The 20,053-nt window shown below is 65.8% G+C and carries 17 protein-coding genes and 1 tRNA gene; 6 read left to right on the forward strand and 12 right to left on the reverse strand.

Annotated elements, in window-relative coordinates; all coding sequences use genetic code 11:
• The 9 genes from GQ56_RS39355 to cysS form a co-directional block, all read right to left on the reverse strand.
• The coding region (locus GQ56_RS39355) for a cbb3-type cytochrome c oxidase subunit I (RefSeq protein WP_200877988.1) at window positions 1-399 on the reverse strand (399 nt) is incomplete at its 3' end.
• 3 nt (window positions 400-402) lie between these two features.
• Window positions 403-1,290, reverse strand: a complete 888-nt coding sequence (gene cyoA, locus GQ56_RS0114945; RefSeq protein WP_031399416.1) for a ubiquinol oxidase subunit II — start codon at window positions 1,288-1,290, stop codon at window positions 403-405.
• Window positions 1,291-1,562: 272 nt separating this feature from the next.
• Window positions 1,563-3,092 (reverse strand): complex I subunit 4 family protein, encoded by a 1,530-nt coding sequence (locus GQ56_RS0114955; protein WP_031399418.1) that lies wholly within the window; start codon window positions 3,090-3,092, stop codon window positions 1,563-1,565.
• A gap of 761 nt (window positions 3,093-3,853) precedes the next feature.
• A tRNA-Ser gene (locus GQ56_RS0114960) sits at window positions 3,854-3,947 on the reverse strand.
• Between the two features lie 113 nt (window positions 3,948-4,060).
• Window positions 4,061-5,311 carry an aspartate kinase gene (locus tag GQ56_RS0114965; protein WP_031399419.1) on the reverse strand — a complete coding sequence of 417 codons (1,251 nt, stop codon included), beginning with the start codon at window positions 5,309-5,311 and terminating at the stop codon, window positions 4,061-4,063.
• 343 nt (window positions 5,312-5,654) lie between these two features.
• The gene (gene tilS, locus GQ56_RS0114970) at window positions 5,655-7,073 is read right to left on the reverse strand and encodes a tRNA lysidine(34) synthetase TilS (protein WP_031399420.1); all 1,419 of its coding nucleotides are present in this window, start codon (window positions 7,071-7,073) and stop codon (window positions 5,655-5,657) included.
• A gap of 46 nt (window positions 7,074-7,119) precedes the next feature.
• Window positions 7,120-8,091: an acetyl-CoA carboxylase carboxyltransferase subunit alpha gene (locus GQ56_RS0114975; protein WP_031399421.1), complete on the reverse strand. Its 972-nt coding sequence runs from the start codon at window positions 8,089-8,091 to the stop codon at window positions 7,120-7,122.
• A 103-nt stretch (window positions 8,092-8,194) separates the two neighbouring features.
• Window positions 8,195-9,022: a DNA-3-methyladenine glycosylase family protein gene (locus tag GQ56_RS0114980; RefSeq protein ID WP_031399422.1), complete on the reverse strand. Its 828-nt coding sequence runs from the start codon at window positions 9,020-9,022 to the stop codon at window positions 8,195-8,197.
• A gap of 43 nt (window positions 9,023-9,065) precedes the next feature.
• On the reverse strand, window positions 9,066-10,463 hold the full coding sequence (cysS, locus tag GQ56_RS0114985) for a cysteine--tRNA ligase (protein WP_031399423.1): 1,398 nt from the start codon (window positions 10,461-10,463) through the stop codon (window positions 9,066-9,068).
• Window positions 10,464-10,696: 233 nt separating this feature from the next.
• Between cysS and GQ56_RS0114990 the strand changes: the two genes are divergently transcribed.
• The 4 genes from GQ56_RS0114990 to GQ56_RS0115005 all read left to right on the forward strand — a co-directional run bounded on the left by GQ56_RS0114990 (window position 10,697) and on the right by GQ56_RS0115005 (window position 13,439).
• Window positions 10,697-11,419, forward strand: coding sequence for a tetratricopeptide repeat protein (locus tag GQ56_RS0114990; protein ID WP_031399424.1), 723 nt, complete (start codon window positions 10,697-10,699; stop codon window positions 11,417-11,419).
• Window positions 11,420-11,459: 40 nt separating this feature from the next.
• Window positions 11,460-12,035 (forward strand): peptidylprolyl isomerase, encoded by a 576-nt coding sequence (locus GQ56_RS0114995; RefSeq protein ID WP_031399425.1) that lies wholly within the window; start codon window positions 11,460-11,462, stop codon window positions 12,033-12,035.
• An 88-nt stretch (window positions 12,036-12,123) separates the two neighbouring features.
• Window positions 12,124-12,615, forward strand: a complete 492-nt coding sequence (locus GQ56_RS0115000) for a peptidylprolyl isomerase (RefSeq protein WP_027784822.1) — start codon at window positions 12,124-12,126, stop codon at window positions 12,613-12,615.
• A gap of 23 nt (window positions 12,616-12,638) precedes the next feature.
• A complete protein-coding gene (locus GQ56_RS0115005; protein WP_031399426.1) occupies window positions 12,639-13,439 on the forward strand; it encodes a UDP-2,3-diacylglucosamine diphosphatase in 801 nt (266 codons plus the stop codon).
• 45 nt (window positions 13,440-13,484) lie between these two features.
• Here GQ56_RS0115005 and cysE read toward each other — a convergent pair whose 3' ends face one another.
• Both cysE and GQ56_RS0115015 read right to left on the reverse strand, forming a co-directional pair.
• Complete coding sequence (gene cysE, locus GQ56_RS0115010; protein WP_031399427.1) at window positions 13,485-14,258, reverse strand: serine O-acetyltransferase; 774 nt, start codon at window positions 14,256-14,258, stop codon at window positions 13,485-13,487.
• Between the two features lie 290 nt (window positions 14,259-14,548).
• Window positions 14,549-15,373, reverse strand: a complete 825-nt coding sequence (locus GQ56_RS0115015) for an RNA methyltransferase (RefSeq protein ID WP_031399428.1) — start codon at window positions 15,371-15,373, stop codon at window positions 14,549-14,551.
• Between the two features lie 279 nt (window positions 15,374-15,652).
• Here GQ56_RS0115015 and GQ56_RS0115020 point away from each other — a divergent pair, with 279 nt between their 5' ends.
• A complete protein-coding gene (locus GQ56_RS0115020) occupies window positions 15,653-16,456 on the forward strand; it encodes an inositol monophosphatase family protein (RefSeq protein ID WP_031399429.1) in 804 nt (267 codons plus the stop codon).
• 314 nt (window positions 16,457-16,770) lie between these two features.
• Window positions 16,771-18,393: an NAD(P)/FAD-dependent oxidoreductase gene (locus GQ56_RS0115025; protein ID WP_031399430.1), complete on the forward strand. Its 1,623-nt coding sequence runs from the start codon at window positions 16,771-16,773 to the stop codon at window positions 18,391-18,393.
• A gap of 324 nt (window positions 18,394-18,717) precedes the next feature.
• Here the strand turns inward: GQ56_RS0115025 and GQ56_RS0115030 are convergent, their stop codons facing one another.
• A complete protein-coding gene (locus GQ56_RS0115030) occupies window positions 18,718-20,028 on the reverse strand; it encodes a vWA domain-containing protein (protein ID WP_075122945.1) in 1,311 nt (436 codons plus the stop codon).
• Between the last annotated feature and the right edge of the window lie 25 nt (window positions 20,029-20,053).

The following is a 20,053-nucleotide window of genomic DNA, read 5'->3' on the forward strand; positions in this document are numbered from 1 at the left end:
GCGCGCGCCGATCTGCAGCGGCACGACCAGGTTCATCAGGCCGACCATGAACACCATCGCCATGAAGAAGATCATGATCACGCCGTGAGCCGTGAAGATCTGGTCATAGTGGTGCGGCGGCAGATAGCCGGGCCCGTTGTACGAGAGCGCGAGCTGCATGCGCATCATGATCGCGTCGGCGAAGCCGCGCAGCAGCATGATCAGCGCGACGATGATGTACATCACGCCGATCTTCTTGTGGTCGACCGTGGTCAGCCATTCCGACCACAGCCATTTCCACCGGCCGGTGATCGTCAGCGCGGCGAGCACGCCCAGCACGGCCAGACCCATGAGGACACCAGCCGACATGATGATGGGCTCGTGATACGGGATCGCCGAGAGTGTGAGTTTGCCGAACATGCGTTACCCCTTCGTGCCGCAGGCGGCGTCCTTCAGGTCGAGGACGTGGCCATCGTTGTATTTCGCGATGATGTTGTGAAAGAGCCGCGGATCGACCGACGAGAAGTAGCGCACGGGCGCCTTCTCGCTGGGCTGCGCGACGGTGCCGTATACGGTCGCGTCGAGCCGGTCCGGCGATGCCTTCACCTTCTGCACCCATGCATCGAACTGTTCGCGCGGCTCGGCGAGCGTGCGGAACTTCATGTCGGAGAAGCCCCGGCCGCTGAAGTTCGCGGACGTGCCCGCATAGTTGCCGGGCTCGTCGGCGATCAGATGCAGGCGCGTCTGCATGCCGGCCATCGCGTAGACCTGGCCGCCGAGCTGAGGAATGAAGAACGAGTTCATCACCGAATCCGACGTGATGCGGAAGTTCACCGGCGTGCCGACGGGAATCGCCAGCTGGTTCACCGACGCGATGCCGAGTTCCGGATAGATGAACAGCCACTTCCAGTCGAGCGCGACGACCTCGATATCGATCGGCTTCACCGACGACTCGAGCGGCTTGTACGGGTCGAGCTCGTGCGTGGTCTTCCACGTGAGCACGCCGAGGAACAGGATGATGAGCGTCGGCACCGTCCAGATCACGACCTCGATCGCGGTCGAGTGCGACCAGTTCGGCGCGTAGGTTGCATTGCGGTTCGATGCGCGATAACGCCACGCGAACCACAGCGTGAGCAGGATCACCGGCACGACGACGACCAGCATCGCCCACGTGGACGTCGCGATCAGCGCCTTTTCGGCGGCACCCACGCTTCCTTTCGGATTTAGTACATCTAAATTACAACCTGACAGGCTCAAAGCCGTGCCGATTGACATCAGCGCCGACCAGCCTCTTGAAGCTCTTCTTTTCATTATACCGCCCGAGGGTCATTGAATCCGTTTGCGTATGCCCGATGCGCATTCGATCCACGAAAGTGGCCGAATCATACGTCGCGCGAGTACGATGAAAAACCGGCGGATGCGGCAAATCATCATTGCAGAATCTGCGGTGAGACACATTGTCGCGGGGCAATTTCACGCAGTCACACGCGGGGCCCGCGCGATTCGCGCCGGCCCCCAATCGATGCGCGCGCAACGACCGCATCGCGCCATGCGATGCGGCCGGCACGCGCGGCTTGCCGCGATCAGTCACGCGTCGACGCCATGTACGACGGCAGCGCCTGCGCCGGGCCGTCCCCTGCCGGCACCTTCGAATGGCTGGCTTCCTGGATCAGCTTGCCGACGGTCGGGTCGATCGCGTCGGTGAACGGCTTCGGGTAGATGCCGACCGCCAGCACGATCAGCGCGAGCGACGCGAACATGACGATTTCGCGACGATTCAGGTCGGCGAGCTTCGCGATCCGCTGGCTGTCGACCTTGCCGAACACGACGCGCTTGAGCATCCACAGCGTGTACGACGCGCTGAGAATCAGCGTCAGCGCCGCGATCGCGCCGATCCAGAAGTTGAAACGAATCGCGCCCATGATGACCATGAATTCACCGACGAACCCCGACGTGCCCGGCAGGCCCACGTTGGCCATCGCGAACAGCACCGTGAAGGTCGCGAAACGCGGCATCACGCCCGCCACGCCGCCGTATGCGGCGATCTCGCGCTGCTTTGTGCGATCGACGAGCACGTTCACGCACAACAGCATTGCGCCGGCGACGAAGCCGTACGACACGAGCTGCACGATCGCGCCTTCGACGCCGATGCGGTTGAACAGGAACAGCCCGAGCGTGACGATCCCCATGTGCGCGACCGTCGAATACGCGAGCAGCTTGCCGAGATCGGTCTGCGCGAGCGCGATCAGGCTCGCATAGACGATCGCGAACAGCGACAGCGCGATCACGGCCGGCGCGAAGAAGTGGCTCGCATCGGGCGTGATGGGCAGCGCGAAGCGCAGGAACCCGTAGCCGCCGAGCTTGAGCATCGCGAGCATCAGCGCGGCGCCGGTCGGGCCGTCCGTATAGACGTCGCTCAACCAGGTGTGGACCGGCCACATCGGCACCTTGACCGCGAACGCGGCGAAGAAACCGAGGAATACCAGCAACTGCGGCGCGAAGCCGAGCTGCAGCGTGTGCCACACGGCCATGTCGAACGTATGCGACTGTGCGTACAGGTACAGGATCGCCATCAGCAGCATCAGCGAGCCGGCGAACGAGATGAAGAAGAACTTCACGGCCGCGTAGACGCGACGCTCCCGCCCCCACGTACCGATCAGCAGGTACAGCGGGATCAGCGTCGCCTCGAAGAAGATGAAGAACAGCAACCCGTCCTGCGCGACGAACACGCCGACCATCAGCCCCGACAGGATCAGGAACGACGCGTAGTACTGCGCGACGCGAACCGTGACCGACTCCCACGACGCGACCACCACCACGAGCGTCGTGAACGCGGTCAGCACGACGAGCCACAGCGACGCGCCGTCGATGCCGACCCGCCATCCGGAACCGAACGCCGCCAGCCAGTCGCGGTTTTCCACGAACTGCATCGCCCCCGAATGCGCATCGAAACCGGTGACCAGCGGGACGACGGCCGCGAGCCCCACCAGCGCGCCGACGAGCGCGATCAGTCGCGTTCGACGTGGATGACGGTCGGAACCGGCGCGCAGCAGGCACGCGCCAAACAGGATCGGAGCCCAGATGGCCAGGCTCAGGAACGGGAAATCATGCATGTCAACAAGGCCTTGATGATGTCACGCACTGCATCGGGGACAGGCGGGACGATGGGGACGAAATCGAATCGACAGATAGATTTCGTGAATCGCCAATGTTGGCAAAATGTAAAGTGGCATCACTGGAAAACTTGACGCCGCTCAAACGCGATCGGGTTAACCAGCATAAAGCGATTGATTATTTTTTGCAGCGCAGCAGACCTGCAATTTTTAGCGAGAGCCTAGGGTACTGATTTATATACGTAATTTTTTGCCCCTTGCGAGGCGGCACATGACGCGAATCGACGCAGCGCCGCAATTTTGGCGTCTGCACACCCTGTAAAGGGGCAGAGCATGGCGACTGATATGTCATTTCGCGCTGATTCTGTACCGTCTGAACCTTACATAAATACTTTCATTTTCATTTCATTTTGACGACCCGATGCCGCCGGCGCGGATGCCCCATGCATTCGTTCGGCGTCCGGCAGGCATGGCATCGTCGATGCCTCCCCTACCCCGCTGCGGGCACCGATGACTCGAGCGAACCCTGAGCGCATCGACATTGCACGATGCCGGCTGGGACGGTGAATTGCGCCGAACGGAAAAAGTAAGGCGATCGCCGGATCGCCCGGCGCCAATCCGTCCATGTAATGTTCGGCTGCACGGGTCGGCGGCCTGCGTCAGGTCCGGCCATCGACGCTGGCCTGGCCGCAACGTGCTTTGCGCACCGGAAAAGAAAAGCCCCGCAAGTCCGAGAACTTGCGGGGCTTTGTCACCGCTTTTGGCGGAGACGGAGGGATTCGAACCCTCGATCCAGGTTTTGGCCCAGATGCTCCCTTAGCAGGGGAGTGCCTTCGACCTCTCGGCCACGTCTCCCAAACTTTCGCTCGCACCAGGGAGGCAGTGCGACGAGAACGAAATAATATAGGGTTTCGAACCGCGAGTCAATTTCCGTGATGCATTTTTCTCAACGCATCACGAAAATTTCATCATGCCTGGTCGAGTTCGAATGCCTTGTGCAACGCGCGGACGGCCAGTTCCATGTATTTCTCGTCGATCAGCACCGAAATCTTGATTTCGGACGTCGAGATCATCTGGATGTTGATGCCCTCTTCCGACAGCGTGCGGAACATCTTGCTCGCGACGCCCACGTGCGAACGCATGCCGACGCCGACGACCGACACCTTCGACACCTTCGGGTCGCCCTGCACCTGCTCGGCGTTCACGTGACCCTTCACCTGGTTGGTGAGGATGTCCATCGCCTTCTGGTAGTCGCCACGGCCGACCGTGAACGTGAAGTCGGTCTTGCCTTCGACGCTCTGGTTCTGGATGATCATGTCGACGTCGACGTTCGCGTCGGCGACCGGACCGAGGATCTGATACGCGATGCCCGGCTTGTCGGGCACGCCCATCACAGCAATGCGTGCTTCGTCGCGCTGGAACGCGATGCCGGAAATGACTGCCTTTTCCATGGTCTCGTCTTCTTCAAAAGTAATCAGGGTGCCCGAGCGCATTTCTTCGTCGAGCGCAATCAGCGGATCGGTCAGGCTCGACAGCACGCGCGTCTTCACCTGGTATTTGCCGGCGAATTCGACCGAGCGGATCTGCAGGACCTTCGAGCCGAGGCTGGCCATTTCCAGCATCTCCTCGAACGTCACGCGATCGAGGCGCCGCGCCTCTTCGACCACCCGCGGATCGGTCGTGTAGACGCCGTCGACATCCGTATAGATCAGGCACTCTTCGGCACCCAGCGCAGCCGCGACCGCCACCGCCGACGTGTCCGAGCCGCCACGGCCGAGCGTCGTGATGTGACCGTCCGGATCGACGCCCTGGAAGCCCGTGATGATCACGACCTTGCCGGCATTCAGATCGGCCTTCACGCGCTCGTCGTCGATCGAGTGAATGCGCGCCTTCGTAAATGCGCTGTCGGTCTTGATCGGTACTTGCCAGCCGGCGTAGCTCACGGCCTCGACGCCGATTTCCTGCAGCGCGATCGACAGCAGGCCGACGCTGACCTGTTCGCCGGTCGACGCGATCATGTCGAGCTCGCGCGGGCTCGGCTGGCTCGAAATCTCTTTTGCGAGACCGAGCAGACGGTTGGTTTCGCCGGACATCGCGGACGGCACGACCACCATCTGGTGCCCGGCCTGATGCCATTTTGCGACGCGTTTCGCGACGTTCTTGATGCGCTCGACCGAGCCCATCGAAGTGCCGCCGTATTTGTGTACGATGAGTGCCATTGTCGTTCTGAACTGGAGGAGAAACCGCACGGGCGCGCTGGGCAGGCCGCGTAGCCGTTCGGTCACGCGGCTTGTGGCTGTGGACGGACGACGAGGGAGACGGCTGGAACGCAACACGCAAGCGTGACGGAATTTGCCCGGAAGGCCGATCAGGCCGCGCAAACCGGGTACGTCACGCGGAAAACCTGCACAAATCGCTCAAAAATCGAGCCGAGCAAACGACCGAGCGTACCCGATAGAGGCCCGCTTGACAAGCCGCCCGCCATGCCTGCGGCCGTTCCGGCGCCGTTTACCAAATGGTGAAAACCGGCGCGCCATCGCGCCGCCGGAAGCGGCCCGGCCGCTATGCGACCAGCAGGTCGGGACGCCACTCGATCCGGCGCCACGCGCCGCCGGACGCCCCGTCGCCGGGCAGGTCGACGTCGCGATTCATGCCGAGGCGCGGCACGTAGATCAAGCGGTCGCCCGCGAACAGCAGCGGCACGTCACGCTGCCACGCCGGCACGCCGCGCTCCTGGAACAGGTTCTTCAGCGTGCGGCTCGGCCCGCCCGGCGACGTGCGCATCCGCTCACCGCCCGCGCGGGCGCGTGCCGCCAGTCGCGCACCGCGCAGCAGCGCCTCCGGCACCGCGCCGGCGCCTCCCGCCTCGGCCGGCGCGAACACGTACGTGCCGCGCCATCCCGGCAAATGCCAGACTTCCTGTCCGGCCCACGCCAGCCCCGCTTCCGGGCGCGGGGCGCCCGTGCCGTCATCGGCCGGTTCGCTGCTGTCGCCCGCTTCCCAGTAAACGACGTCGCGATAGAGCCGCAGGCATTGACCCGCGTGATCGACGCGCAGCGCATGCGCGTCGTGCGCGGCGCGCAGTTGCCGCATCATGTTGGCGAGCCGGGCGGCCGATGCACCCGGCAAACCGAGCCGGCGCATCCAGAAGCGCAACAGGTTCGCGCCGCGCGTGTCGTCGAACGCGACCAGCGCGTCGCGCGACAACGCGTGTCCGTCGTCACGGGCGGCCACCGCGAAGTCCAGTTCCGCCAGATCGTCGAGCAGCCGCTGCGCGGCGGCCGCATGCTGGGCCGCGCGGCCGAGTGCGTCGCGAAAGCCCGGGAAATGCACGGCCAGCGCCGGCAGCACGTCGATGCGCAGCGCATTGCGCGCGTAGCGGGTGTCGCCGTTCGATTCGTCGTCGATCCATGCAAGCGCGTGCTGCGCCGCATAGCGCTCGAGTTGCGCGCGCAGCAGTTGCAGCAACGGACGCACGCGCTCGACGTCCACGCCGTCGGGACGATAGCGCGGCGCCATGGCGGCAAGCCCCGCGACACCGGCGCCGCGCAACAACTGCAGCAGCACGGTTTCGGCCTGGTCGTCCGCATGCTGCGCGAGCCACAGCGTGGCCGCGCCGCGGCGCTCGCACATCGCGTCGAGCGCCGCGTAGCGCCGCTCGCGGGCGGTCGCCTCGATACCGAGGCCGCTGTCGCGCGGCACGTCGACGCGCATCGACTCGAATTCAACCCCGAGTCGCGCGGCCTCTGCTTCGGCATGCGCGGCCCATGCGTCGGCGTTCGCACTCAGCCCGTGATGCACGTGCAGCGCGACGCAGCGCGACGCACCCGCCGCACGCACGGCCGCGTCGAGCAGCACCGTCGAATCGAGGCCGCCGCTGTACGCGATCGCGATGCGCGCTTCGGGCGGCACGCCGGAAAGCGCAACGCCGACCGCGTCGAGGACGACGCGGTCGGCGGAGTATTCGGTCGGCGGGATCACGATATGGACGCGCGCACTGCGGCGCGCGAATTGAACACGCGGGCGGTCATGCGCCCGGCGTGGTTTCCTTGAACTTGCCGTAGGCCATCAGGCGCTCGAAACGGCGCTCGCGCAGCGCATCGATGCTCATGCCCTGGAACTGGCGCAGCGAATCGGCAAGCGCACGGCGCAGCAGCGCGGCCATGCCCTTCGGATCGCGATGCGCGCCGCCGAGCGGCTCGTTGATGATCTTGTCGATCAGGCCGAGCGCCTTCAGGCGGTGCGCGGTCAGGCCCAGCGCTTCCGCCGCTTCAGGCGCCTTCGCGGCGCTCTTCCACAGGATCGATGCGCAGCCTTCCGGCGAAATCACCGAGTAGGTGGAGAACTGCAGCATCATCACGGTGTCGGCCACCGCGACCGCGAGCGCGCCGCCCGAACCGCCCTCGCCGATCACCGTCGTGATGATCGGCGTCTTCAGCTCGGCCATCACGTACAGGTTGCGGCCGATCGCTTCCGACTGGCCGCGCTCTTCCGCGCCGATGCCCGGATAGGCGCCCGGCGTATCGACGAACGTGAAGATCGGCAGCCCGAACTTCTCGGCGAGACGCATCAGGCGTTCGGCCTTGCGATAGCCTTCCGGACGCGGCATCCCGAAGTTGCGCGCAGCACGCTCCTTCGTGTCGCGGCCCTTCTGGTGACCGATCACCATGCACGGATGGCCGCCGAAACGGGCGAGACCGCCGACGATCGACAGATCGTCCGCGAACGCGCGGTCGCCATGCAGCTCGTGAAAATCGGTGAACAGTTCCGCGACGTAATCGAGCGTGTACGGACGCTGCGGATGCCGCGCGATCTGCGAAACCTGCCACGGCGACAGGTTCGCGTAGAGATCTTTCGTCAGTTGCTGGCTTTTCTTCGACAGCCGCTCGATTTCTTCCGAAATGTCGACAGCCGAGTCGTCCTGCACGAATCGCAGCTCTTCGATCTTGGCCTCGAGTTCGGCGATCGGCTGTTCGAAATCCAGAAACGTGGTCTTCATGTGTTCGAATCCTTGGGTCTTGCGGCAGCGCGTATTCTACCCGCGCGGGCGACGCTCAAAACCGACTCTCAACTATTGATGTTTAAAACCCGATAGCCACAGCTCAGGCGTCGGCGTCAGCCGCATCGAGGCTGCGCCACATGTACCAGGTCGCGACGGTGCGCCACGGCTCCCAGTTGGCCGCAACCTCGCGCGCCTCGCTGCGCGTGACGGGTTCCCCGCTGAAGTAATTGACGCTGATCGCGCGGATCAGGCCCGGGTCGTCGAGCGGCAGCACGTCTGGCCGCGACAGGTTGAAGATCAGGAACATCTCGGCCGTCCAGCGGCTGATGCCGCGGATCTGCGTGAGCTCCTCGATCACGTCCTCGTCGTCCATCGACGTCCACTTGTCGACGTGCAGCGCGCCCGACACGAAATGCTGCGCGAGATCGAGGATATATTCCGTCTTGCGTTTCGACAGCCCGCACGCGATCAACTTGTCCGCGCCGAGCCGGATCACCGGCTGCGGCGCGAGTTTCGGACAGGCGTCCCCGATGCGCGCCCACAGCGACTGGGCGGACGGCACCGAAATCTGCTGGCCGACGACCGAGCGCGCGAGCGTGACGAACGGGTCGCCGCGCTTCACGAGATGGGCGGGACCGAACTTCGGAATCAGCTTCTTCAGGATCCGGTCACGCTTGACGAGATCGGCACACGCCTTGTCCCAGTAGGCCGGGCGTACGACCACCTCTTCGCCGTCCGCTTCGGACACACGGGTCTTGCGGGCCGCGTCGGCGGCCGGCAGCACGACCGCCGGCTGCGCGTGACCGTTGAGCGCGCCGTTCGGCGCGGCGCGTGTTGCGTCCGACTTCGCCGCCGGCACGCGCTTGGCTGCCGGACGCGCGGCGACAGGGGTCGCGCGCCTGACCGGCGCTTTTCTGGCCGTTGCCATCTTGCCTCCTACCTGACGGATCGGTCAGTGGAACGCGCCGCGCTCATACACGACGCCATTCGGTCGATCCGCCCGGTTTGTCTTCAAGTGCGACGCCGGCCTCGAGCAGTTCCGCCCGGATCCGGTCCGCTTCGGCATAGTCCTTCGCTTGTTTCGCCGCGACGCGTGCGGCGATCCTCGCTTCGATCTCGTCGGCAGCGAGCCCGCCCGCCTGCGCGGCGCCGGACGCCTGCTGCAGGAACGCGCGCGGCTCGCGGCCCAGCAGGCCGAGCAGGCCCGCCAGCTGTTTCAACTGCCGCGCGAGCGACGCGTCGCGCGTGCGATTCACCTCGCTCGCCAGCTCGAACAGCGTCGCCACCGCGACAGGCGTATTGAAGTCGTCGTTCATCGCGGCCGCGAAACGCTGCGCGTGCGGCTCGTTCCAGTCGAGCGCGAGCGCGTCGGCCTCGACGTCCTTCAGCGCCGTATAGAGGCGCGTGAGCGACGCGCGCGCATCGTCGAGATGCACGTCGCTGTAGTTCAGCGGCGAGCGGTAATGCGTGCGCACGATGAAGAAGCGCACGACTTCCGCGTCGTAGCGCTCGAGCACGTCGCGGATCGTGAAGAAGTTGCCGAGCGATTTCGACATCTTCTCGTTGTCGACCTGCACGAAGCCGTTGTGCATCCAGTAGTTGACGAACGTCTGGCCCGTTGCGCCCTCGCTCTGCGCGATCTCGTTCTCGTGGTGCGGGAATTGCAGATCCTGCCCGCCGCCGTGGATGTCGAAATGTTCGCCGAGCAGCGTGCAGCCCATCGCCGAGCACTCGATGTGCCAGCCCGGGCGGCCCATCCCGTACTTCGACGCCCACGACGTGCCTTCCGGATCTTCCGGCTTCGCCCGCTTCCACAACACGAAATCGAGCGGATCTTCCTTCGCGTCGTTCGCGGCCACGCGCTCGCCCGCACGGAGATCGTCGAGCGACTTGCCCGACAGCTTCCCGTAGTTCGCGAACTTGCGCACCGAGTAATTGACGTCGCCATCGGCCGCCTGGTATGCGTAGCCGTTCGTCTCGAGCGTCTCGATCATGCCGAGCATCTGCGGAATGAACTGCGTCGCGCGCGGCTCGATGTCGGGCCGCTGGATGCCGAGCGCGCTTTCATCCTCGTGCATCGCGCCGATGAACCGGTCGGTCAGCGAGCGGATCGTCTCGCCGTTCTCGACCGCGCGGCGGATGATCTTGTCGTCGATGTCGGTGATGTTGCGCACATACGTGACCCGGTAGCCGATCGCACGCAACCAGCGCTGGACGAGGTCGAACACGACCAGCATGCGCGCGTGGCCCACGTGACAATAGTCGTAGACGGTGATCCCGCATACGTACATCCGCACTTCGCCGGAGTGGCGCGGCACGAAAACTTGCTTGTCACGCGCGAGCGTGTTGTAGATGCGCAGTGATTCCATAGAGATGAACCGTGAGCCGAAGGAAACCGCCCTGGCGAAGCTCGCCCAGCATGCGAAACGGACGGACCATCTGCTGCGGCACCAGGCCGAGCGTCCTCGTATCACATGGGGCGGTCAGGCTGCAAGCACAGCGGTGACGGCCACGAGAGGCTAAGAAAGACTGTCTGCCGCTCGCCGGAACGCGCAGACGTTTTGTTAGAATGGCTCGGAGTATAACATTCCGATTTACGCCTATGAAACCTCATCGCGGCCGCGCGCAGAGCGCTGCGACCCTCGTTGCGACCACCGTCATGGGCGTCGCGCTGACGCTTTTCGCGGCCCCCGCGGCGCACGCGCAGAAGGCCCCGGCCACCGCCGACGGCACACCGGAGATCGACGCCTCGATCGCCGGCAAGCAGTGGAAGCAGGCGCTCGCACAGCTCGACACGCGCATCGCGTCGAACCCGCACGACGTACAGGCGCAGTTCAAGCGCGGCACCGTGCTGGCCCGCCTGAACCGCGACGACGACGCGATCCAGCAGTTCGTCGCCATCACGCAGGCGTATCCCGAACTGCCCGAGCCGTACAACAACCTCGCGGCGCTCTACGCGAAGCATGGCCGCTACGACGAAGCGCGCGCCGCGCTCGTCACGGCGACGCAATCGAACCCCGGCTACGCGCTCGCATACGAGAACCTCGGCGACCTGTACCTGCGCCTCGCGGCCGAATCGTACAAGCGTGCGCAATCGCTCGGCCGCACGAGCGGCGCGACCGCGCAGCGCCTCGCCGATCTGCAGAAGATCGTGGCACCGCCGAAGGCCGCGCCGAGCACCGGCGCGAGCGCGCCGGCCACGCGCGACTACTCCGGCCGCGCCGCCGCGAACGTGAGCACCACCACGCTGCCGATGTCCCCGACGTTCCAGTTCAGCGGTCCGTCGGGCGCGCTGGCGGCGCCGTACGTCGCGCCGTCGCAATAAGCGGCGCGGCCCCCTTCTCCCTCCCAACCTGAGGATCGCAATGAAACGTCTGTTGCTGGCGCTTGGCGGCGCCGCCCTTCTCGCGACCGCGCCCGCGTTCGCGCAATCGGCTACCGCGCACCCCGTCGTGCAGCTGAAGACCTCGCAGGGCGACATCCGCGTCGAGCTCTACCCGGAGAAGGCGCCGAAGTCGGTCGCCAACTTCCTCGATTACGTGAAGGCCGGCCAGTACAACGGCACGATCTTCCATCGCGTGATCAAGGGCTTCATGATCCAGGGCGGCGGCTACAAGACCAACTTCGAGGAGAAGCCGACCCGCGCGCCGATCCCGCTGGAAAGCCGCAATGGTCTGAAGAACCTGACGGGCACGATCGCGATGGCGCGCACGAGCGATCCGAACTCGGCCACCGCCCAGTTCTTCATCAACACGGTCGACAACAGCGGCCTCGACTATCCGAACCCGGACGGCAACGGCTATGCCGTGTTCGGCAAGGTCGTGTCGGGCCTCGACGTCGTGAAGAAGATCGAAGGCGTGGCGACGACCTCGCGCGGCCCGATGCAGGACGTGCCCGCGCAACCGATCGTGATCGAATCGGCCAGCATCGTCTCGAAGTAAGAACCTGCCGGCACGTCCGGCGCCACACGCGGCCGCGTCGCACGACCGGCCGCGTGCCATTTAAACCGCCTCACCGAAGGAATTCATCATGGTTGAACTGCACACGAACCACGGCGTGATCAAGCTCGAGCTCGACGCCGAGAAGGCACCGAAGACGGTCGAGAACTTCCTGAACTATGTGAAGAAAGGCCACTACGACGGCACCGTGTTCCATCGCGTGATCAACGGCTTCATGATCCAGGGCGGCGGCTTCGAGCCGGGCCTCAAGCAGAAGCCGACCGATGCGCCGATCGACAACGAGGCGAACAACGGCCTGAAGAACGACAACTACACGGTCGCGATGGCGCGCACGAACGATCCGCACTCGGCCACCGCCCAGTTCTTCATCAACGTGAACGACAACGACTTCCTGAACCACTCGTCGCCGACGCCGCAGGGCTGGGGCTACGCGGTGTTCGGCAAGGTCGTCGAAGGCCAGGACGTGGTCGACAAGATCAAGGGCGTCAAGACGGGCAACGCTGGTTTCCACCAGGACGTGCCGGCCGACGACGTCGTGATCGAAAAGGCCGTCGTGGTCTGACGCACGGTTACGGAGGCACTTCGATGTTGCAGGAGAGTCCGCCGCGAAGCGTCTCCGCGGGCGTGCCGGGCGAGCGCGAGTACGCGCAAGCCGCACGCCCGTTCCTGTTTCTCTCCGACCTGCACCTGAGCGAGGCGATTCCGAAGACGGTCGCCGCGTTCGAGCATTTCGTGAAGTACACCGCCGACAGCGCCGATTCGGTGTTCATCCTCGGCGACCTGTTCGAATACTGGATCGGCGACGACATCCTCGACGACGATCCGTTCGCCGCCCGCATGGCCGCGCTGATGCACACGTTCTCCGAGCGCGGCATTGCGCTCTACGTGATGCACGGCAACCGCGATTTCCTGCTCGGCCGGCGCTTCATGAAGGCCGCCGGCGCGATGCTGCTGCCCGACCCTTCGCTGATCATGGCGTTCGGCCAGCGCATCGTGCTCGCGCACGGCGATGCGCAATGCACGGCCGACCGCGGCTACCAGCTGTTCCGCCGGTTCGCGCGCAATCGCGTCGCGCAATGGCTGTTTCTCGCGTGGCCGTTCCGCTGGCGCCGAGCGCTCGCGCAGCGCATGCGCTCGAACAGCGAAGCGGGCCGGATGCGCCCTGCTTCACCGATCTACGACGTCACGCGTGAAGGCGTAGCCGCGCTGTTCCGGAAAAGCCGCGCGCGCGTGATCATTCACGGCCACACGCACCGCCCCGCGCGCCACGCCGAACCGGGCGGCATCCGCTGGGTACTGCCCGACTGGGATCTCGACCACGGCAAGCCGCGCGGCGGCTACCTGCGCGTCGACGCGGAAGGCATCCACGCGATGCCGCTCGACTGACGCCGCAGCCTGTCGCACGACCGGCAGCGGGCGGCAGCGATCACGCTACGCCTGGCGCTCGACCGCCTTGCCTTCCAGCACGGCCGACAGCCGGCGCAGGTCGAGGCGCGCAGCATCGGCACCCTGCAGCGTTTCCAGATGCGTGCCGAGACGTTCGAGCGCCGCGACGATCTCGTCGACGCGGCGGCTTTCCTTCGCCGCGTGATCGATCAGGCCATGAATCGCGAGCGACATCGGATCGTCGGCATTCGGCGTGATCCCGTATGCGAAGAACGCGGTGCGTTCGGGTTGCGGCTTCGGCTGTGCCGGCATCACGATGCGCGCAGGGTTGCCGACCGCCGTGCCGCCGGCCGGCACCGGCTTCACGACAACCGCGTTCGACCCGATCTTCGCGCCCGCGCCGACCGTGAAGCCGCCGAGCACCTTCGCGCCGGCGCCGACGATCACGCCGGCCTCGAGCGTCGGATGGCGCTTCGCGCCGCGCGTGAGCGACGTGCCGCCCAGCGTCACGCCCTGATAGATCGTGCAGTCGTCGCCGACGATCGCCGTCTCGCCGATCACGACACCCATGCCGTGATCGATGAACACGCGCCGGCCGATCGTCGCGCCGGGGTGAATCTCGATGCCCGTCAGGAACCGTCCGGCCTGCGACGCCACCCGCGCGAGCCAGTAGCGCTTCGCACGCACGCACGCATGCGCGACACGGTGCAGCACGAGCGCATGCAGCCCGGGATAACAGGTCAGCACCTCCCAGGCACTGCGAGCGGCGGGATCCCGCTCGCGAATGGTTGCAACGTCTTCGCGCAGTCTCGTGAACATGATCGGGTCGGGAAAAGGCCGGCGCGCACCGCCGGCGATGGCCGGCCGTTATCGCGCCGGGTCATATGCTTATGACGTCCGGCGATTGTAGGGCGAGTCGCGCGCGGCCGCACGAGGTCGCACGTTCACCCCGCCGACGGCGCGGGTATTCGGACGGCATGCCCGCGGTTGCGGCGTGCGCGGAAGGCGCGGCCAGACGGAGCGGGCCGGGCGAGGCGCCCGGCGGCAGACGCAACGCAACCCCGCCGGCGCGACACGCCCGGGCACGCGGTTGCCGGTGCGCCGGCCGCTTACGCGTCGGCGTCGGGCTTGCCCGATTTCAGCAGGATGTGCTTCGCGACGCCGCGCAGGATGTTGACCTCCTCGCGCTCGAGGCCGGTGCGCGCGAACAGGCGCCGCAGCCGCGGCATCAGTTTCTTCGGGTTGCGCGGATCGAGGAACTCGAGCGAGATCAGCGCGTTCTCGAGGTGCACGTACATCCGCTCGATCTCGTCGCTCTGCGCCAGGGTGCCGACCTCGGCCGACGATTGTGGCGACGGCTCGCTCGCCTGCTCGAGAAACGCGACGCGCAGCTCGTACGCGAGCACCTGCACGGCCTGCGCGAGGTTCAGCGAACTGTAGGCCGGATTCGCCGGGATATGGGCAAGCGCGCTGCACTGCTCGACATGTTCGTTCGCCAGGCCCGTGCGCTCGTTGCCGAACACGAGCGCGATGTCGCCCATGCCGACCTGCGTACACGCCTGCGTGGCGGCCGCACGCGGCGCCAGGCGCGGCGGCCCGTATTCGCGCGTGCGCGCGGTGAGCGCGACCGACCAGTGAACGCCGGACAGCGCGTCGCCGAGCGTCGGCACAACATGCGCCGATGCGAGGACGTCGTCCGCGCCGCTGGCCATCGCGATCGCCTCGGGGTCGCTCTGCACGTGCGGCACGCGCGGCGCGACCAGCACGAGGCGTGAGAAGCCCATCGTTTTCAGTGCGCGGGCGGCCGCCCCGACATTGCCGGGATGGCTGGGCTCGACGAGCACGAAGCGGGTGGACGTGAAGCCGCCGGACGGCGGACGGGACGAGGCCGTGCCCTGCTCGGACGGCGCGGCGGTGTTCTGCGGGGTTTCCACTACGTTACGACTCGGTTCATCAGAATGGCAGTATGGTATCGCCATCGCCGCCGCAAACCCACTCGTCCGGACGGACAGTGGGGGTTTCCCCGTACCCCGGTCGCCTGAAACCACCAAAAATCGGGTAAAATCATGCCTTTACGCGTCGCACTCCGTGCGGCGCGGGTCGTACCCCGTTCTTTGTCAATTCGCGTCTCACCTCGCCTGCCACGCTTGCGCCGTGCCGGGCGGTTGTTCCACTCGTGGCGGCCCGTGCCGCCGGCTACAGGATCCAGGCTCATGCATCCCATGCTCAACATTGCTGTCAAGGCTGCGCGCCGCGCCGGACAGATCATCAATCGCGCGTCCCTCGATCTCGACCTGATCGAGATCCGCAAGAAGCAGCAGAACGACTTCGTCACCGAAGTGGACAAGGCCGCGGAAGACGCGATCATCGAGACGCTGAAGACTGCCTATCCCGATCACGCGATCCTCGCGGAAGAATCGGGCGAATCCGACAACGAATCCGAATTCAAGTGGATCATCGATCCGCTCGACGGCACGACCAACTTCATCCACGGCTTCCCGTACTACTGCGTGTCGATCGCGCTCGAGCACAAGGGCGTCGTCACGCAGGCCGTCATCTACGACCCGAACAAGAACGACCTGTTCACGGCCACGCGCGGCCGCGGTGCGTACCTGAACGACCGCCGCATCCGCGTCGGCCGCCGCGACCGCCTGTCGGACGCGCTGGTCGGCACGGGCTTCCCGTTTCGCGAGAAGGACGGCCTCGACGCCTACGCGCGCCTCTTCACCGAAATGACGCAAGCCTGCACGGGCCTGCGCCGCCCGGGTGCGGCAGCGCTCGACCTGGCCAACGTCGCGGCCGGCCGCCTCGACGCGTTCTTCGAACAAGGCATCAACGTGTGGGACATGGCGGCAGGCAGCCTGTTGATCACCGAAGCCGGCGGCCTCGTCGGCAATTACACGGGCGATGCCGATTTCCTGCACCGCCACGAGATCGTTGCCGCGAACCCGAAGATCTACGCGCAGATGATCCCGATCCTGAACCGCTACAGCCACGTGCATCCGGCAGCGGAGTAAGCCCCGGCCGCGTCGCATGGCGCGGCCTTTCGCGCACGCCGCTCGCGGGCATCGCCCACGATGGCGCGCCGCACGCCGCCCGGACACCCGGGCGGCCGGAAAGCCCCTGCACAAGGGGCGCGACGTGCGCGTATCCTGAAAGTTGCCTGAATCGTTCGGGCCGGTCGGCGGACTGCCGCGCGTACCGCAATCCCTGCAACGACGACGAACGGCTCGCGTCCGGCATGCGTGCGCGGCGCACAGCGCCGCCGGCATGCCGGCCCTCGCCTGTATCAACATAGCCACGACGCCGTGGCAATCGCATCCGAGTCCCCATGTTACGGCTAAGCGAAATCAAACTCCCCCTCGACCACCCCGAAAGCGCGCTCGAAGCCGCGATTCGCGCGCGCCTCGCGGAGCACGGCGTGGCCGCGGACGGGCTGCTCCGTTACACCGTGTTCCGCCGGGCACACGATGCGCGCAAGCGCGCCGACATCAAGCTCACGTATATCGTCGACATCGAGGTCCAGGACGAAGCCGCCGCGCTCGCGCGCCTCGCGGGCAAGCCGCATTGCGGCGTGACGCCCGACATGGCGTACCACTTTGTCGCGAAGGCGCCCGAACACGGCACCGCGCTGCGCCCGGTCGTCATCGGCATGGGGCCGTGCGGCCTGTTTGCAGGGCTGATCCTCGCGCAGATGGGATTCCGCCCCATCATCCTCGAACGCGGCAAGGCCGTGCGCGAACGCACCAAGGACACGTTCGGCCTGTGGCGCAAGAGCGTGCTCAACCCCGAATCCAACGTGCAGTTCGGCGAAGGCGGCGCGGGCACGTTTTCCGACGGCAAGCTGTACAGCCAGATCAAGGACCCCCATCACTACGGCCGCAAGGTGCTGGACGAATTCGTCAAGGCCGGCGCGCCGGAGGACATCCTGTACCTGAGCCGGCCGCACATCGGCACGTTCCGCCTCGTCAGCATGGTGGAGAAGATGCGCGCCTCCATCCACGAACTCGGTGGCGAAGTACGCTTCGAAACCCGGGTCGACGACATCGAGATCGACCAGGGCAAGGTGCGCGCGCTCAAGCTGTCGAACGGCGAAACGCTCCAGTGCGACCACGTGGTGCTGGCCGTGGGCCACAGCGCACGCGACACGTTCCAGATGCTGCACGATCGCGGCGTCTATATCGAGGCCAAGCCGTTTTCGCTGGGTTTCCGCATCGAGCATCCGCAGGGGCTGATCGATCGCAGCCGCTTCGGCAAGTTCGCGGGCCACAAGCAACTCGGCGCCGCCGACTACAAGGTGGTCCACCACTCCAGCAACGGGCGCGCCGTCTACAGCTTCTGCATGTGTCCGGGCGGCACGGTGGTCGCGGCGACGTCGGAGCCCGGCCGCGTGGTCACCAACGGCATGAGCCAGTATTCCCGCGCCGAGCGCAACGCGAATGCCGGCATCGTCGTCGGCATCACGCCGGACGATTACCCCGGCGGTCCGCTGGCGGGCATCGCGTTCCAGCGCAAATGGGAAGAGCGCGCCTTCGAACTCGGCGGCGGCGATTACCGCGCGCCGGGGCAACTGGTCGGCGATTTCATCGCGGGCAGGCCGTCGACGTCGCTGGGTTCCGTCGAGCCGTCGTACAAGCCCGGCGTGAATCCGACCGATCTCAGCACCGCGCTCCCCGACTACGTGATCGAAGCCATTCGTGAAGCGCTGCCCGAGATCGACAAGAAGATCGCCGGCTTCGCGATGCACGACGCCGTGCTCACCGGCGTGGAGACGCGTACGTCGTCGCCCATCCGGATTCGGCGCAAGGACGATTACCAGAGCATGAACGTCGAAGGCCTGTATCCGGCCGGCGAAGGCGCGGGGTATGCGGGCGGGATCTATTCGGCAGCCATCGACGGCATCGAAGTCGCGCAGGCGGTGGCGCTCAGCATGACGTCGGCGCACGCGTCCTGACGAAACGCAGGCCCGGCGCGCGAAGGTTCGCGCGCCGGGCGAAACCGGCTCTCGCATGCCTGACACAGACCGGGCCGGACGGGATCTCCGCTGGCCTTCGACGATGCGGCAATCCCAGTGTCCTTCGATCGTCAGGCTGCGCCGGAACCCGCTCCGCCCCGACGGGATTCCGCGCCAGCATCAGGGCAACCGCATACCGATCCGCCGCCAGCACGGCTCTCGTTTCCGGGTGTCATGCCGATGCGCCGGGCCGTCAATATCGAAGGCGCGGACACGCCCCAACGAGCGGCAAGAATATTCCAGTCACTCCTCTATTCCCGCGTATCACGACGTCACGGATGCGGGGACTAGACGCGGCTTCGTCAGGCTGTAGGAAATCGTACTGAAGATCGAATTCAGACTGGCCACGCCGCCATTCGAATTGCTGCAGGTGTCCGAATAAAAATAGGCGGGACCGGTAGCGATCGATTGCATCGTGTTGCACGGCGACAAGGGGTCGCTGCCATCGCTGCAGGTGGACGACGCACTCCCGCCACCGATATAGGCCACCGTGTATATCAGCGTCCCCGCTGCTTTCGCCGTGGCCGCCGTGTTGATCGCCGTCTGGCATTCCGTTCCGTAGTTCGACTTGTATGTCGCCCCGAGTTGGGTCTGGCTCGACGATGCGTCGCCGTCGCTCAACAGGATGATCACGTTCTGACCGGGCGGCGACTGGGTCGAGGACAACGACTGCAACGACTGCTGCGCAGCGACGATCGCCTGGGCATAGTAGGTTCCCAGGCCACCGGGGGCAGCGAGTCCGCTGCATGAACCGCCGCCGAGCGCCTGGACCAGCCCGGAACTCGTATTGGCACTGCCGCTGCTACCCAGGAATCCCGTTCCCAGCTTGCTGTACTGGTAACCGGCACTTGCCGCCGCCGAATAGCTTCCCGCAATGCCGGGCGCGGTGCTACCACACGAGAACGCGTAGTTGGAGGACATCGGCGGGAACGCCATCAATCCCACGTTGTCGCCGGCGTTCGTCAACGTCGTGAGAAGCTGCAACGCAGCCGCCTTTGCGCATGCGAGACGCGTTTGCACCACGCCGCTCGAGTTCTTGCAATTGCTGTCGTCGGTGTTCATCGACGCGGTCGTGTCGAGGATGATCATCACGTTGTACTGCGCGGGTCCGCCTGCGCCGCCGGCTACCGCAGTCGACGTCGCGGAAACGGTCGTCGCCTTGATTCCGAAGATGTTCGCAAAGAACGTGGAAACGCTCGCCGTCTGCGTCACCTGAATGCCGTTATAGCCGGACACGGCCTGTTTGTACGGTAGCTGAATGCTCGTCAGGGTCAGTCCGGTCACGGACGTCGAGCTGACGGTCGCGCCGCCCGGAAGCGGGTTGGCCTGGCCTGCCGAGTAGGCAACCGCGTCGTTGTACGCCGTACTCCACGACTGGCTCCAGAGGTCCGTCGCGCCTGCGAGTGCCGCCGCGTCGGTGGCCGCCTGCAAGCGCCGTTGCGTGTAGGCCAGATAGCCGACATCGACGCAAATCGCGGCGAATCCCAGCAGCGCGACCAACGATGCCGCGACGATGATCGCGACTGCGCCGCGTTGATGGCGGATAGCCCTGCCACGTGGTTTTGAAGTATTCACCGCTCCCCCCTTTTGACTTCTTCTG

It is taken from the genome of Burkholderia paludis, from assembly GCF_000732615.1.
In the GTDB taxonomy this organism is placed as follows: Bacteria; Pseudomonadota; Gammaproteobacteria; order Burkholderiales; family Burkholderiaceae; genus Burkholderia; species Burkholderia paludis.

Excerpts from the sequence above, each read along its gene's own strand:
- GQ56_RS0115020 (WP_031399429.1), top strand. The coding sequence starts at position 15,653 with ATGCATCCCATGCTCAACATTGCTGTCAAGGCTGCGCGCCGCGCCGGA.
- cyoA (WP_031399416.1), bottom strand. The coding sequence starts at position 1,290 with ATGAAAAGAAGAGCTTCAAGAGGCTGGTCGGCGCTGATGTCAATCGGC.
- GQ56_RS0115025 (WP_031399430.1), top strand. The coding sequence starts at position 16,771 with ATGTTACGGCTAAGCGAAATCAAACTCCCCCTCGACCACCCCGAAAGC.
- GQ56_RS0114955 (WP_031399418.1), bottom strand. The coding sequence starts at position 3,092 with ATGCATGATTTCCCGTTCCTGAGCCTGGCCATCTGGGCTCCGATCCTG.
- GQ56_RS0115005 (WP_031399426.1), top strand. The coding sequence starts at position 12,639 with ATGTTGCAGGAGAGTCCGCCGCGAAGCGTCTCCGCGGGCGTGCCGGGC.
- GQ56_RS0114980 (WP_031399422.1), bottom strand. The coding sequence starts at position 9,022 with ATGGCAACGGCCAGAAAAGCGCCGGTCAGGCGCGCGACCCCTGTCGCC.
- GQ56_RS0114990 (WP_031399424.1), top strand. The coding sequence starts at position 10,697 with ATGAAACCTCATCGCGGCCGCGCGCAGAGCGCTGCGACCCTCGTTGCG.
- GQ56_RS0114975 (WP_031399421.1), bottom strand. The coding sequence starts at position 8,091 with ATGAAGACCACGTTTCTGGATTTCGAACAGCCGATCGCCGAACTCGAG.
- cysS (WP_031399423.1), bottom strand. The coding sequence starts at position 10,463 with ATGGAATCACTGCGCATCTACAACACGCTCGCGCGTGACAAGCAAGTT.
- GQ56_RS0114965 (WP_031399419.1), bottom strand. The coding sequence starts at position 5,311 with ATGGCACTCATCGTACACAAATACGGCGGCACTTCGATGGGCTCGGTC.
- GQ56_RS0114995 (WP_031399425.1), top strand. The coding sequence starts at position 11,460 with ATGAAACGTCTGTTGCTGGCGCTTGGCGGCGCCGCCCTTCTCGCGACC.
- cysE (WP_031399427.1), bottom strand. The coding sequence starts at position 14,258 with ATGTTCACGAGACTGCGCGAAGACGTTGCAACCATTCGCGAGCGGGAT.
- GQ56_RS0115000 (WP_027784822.1), top strand. The coding sequence starts at position 12,124 with ATGGTTGAACTGCACACGAACCACGGCGTGATCAAGCTCGAGCTCGAC.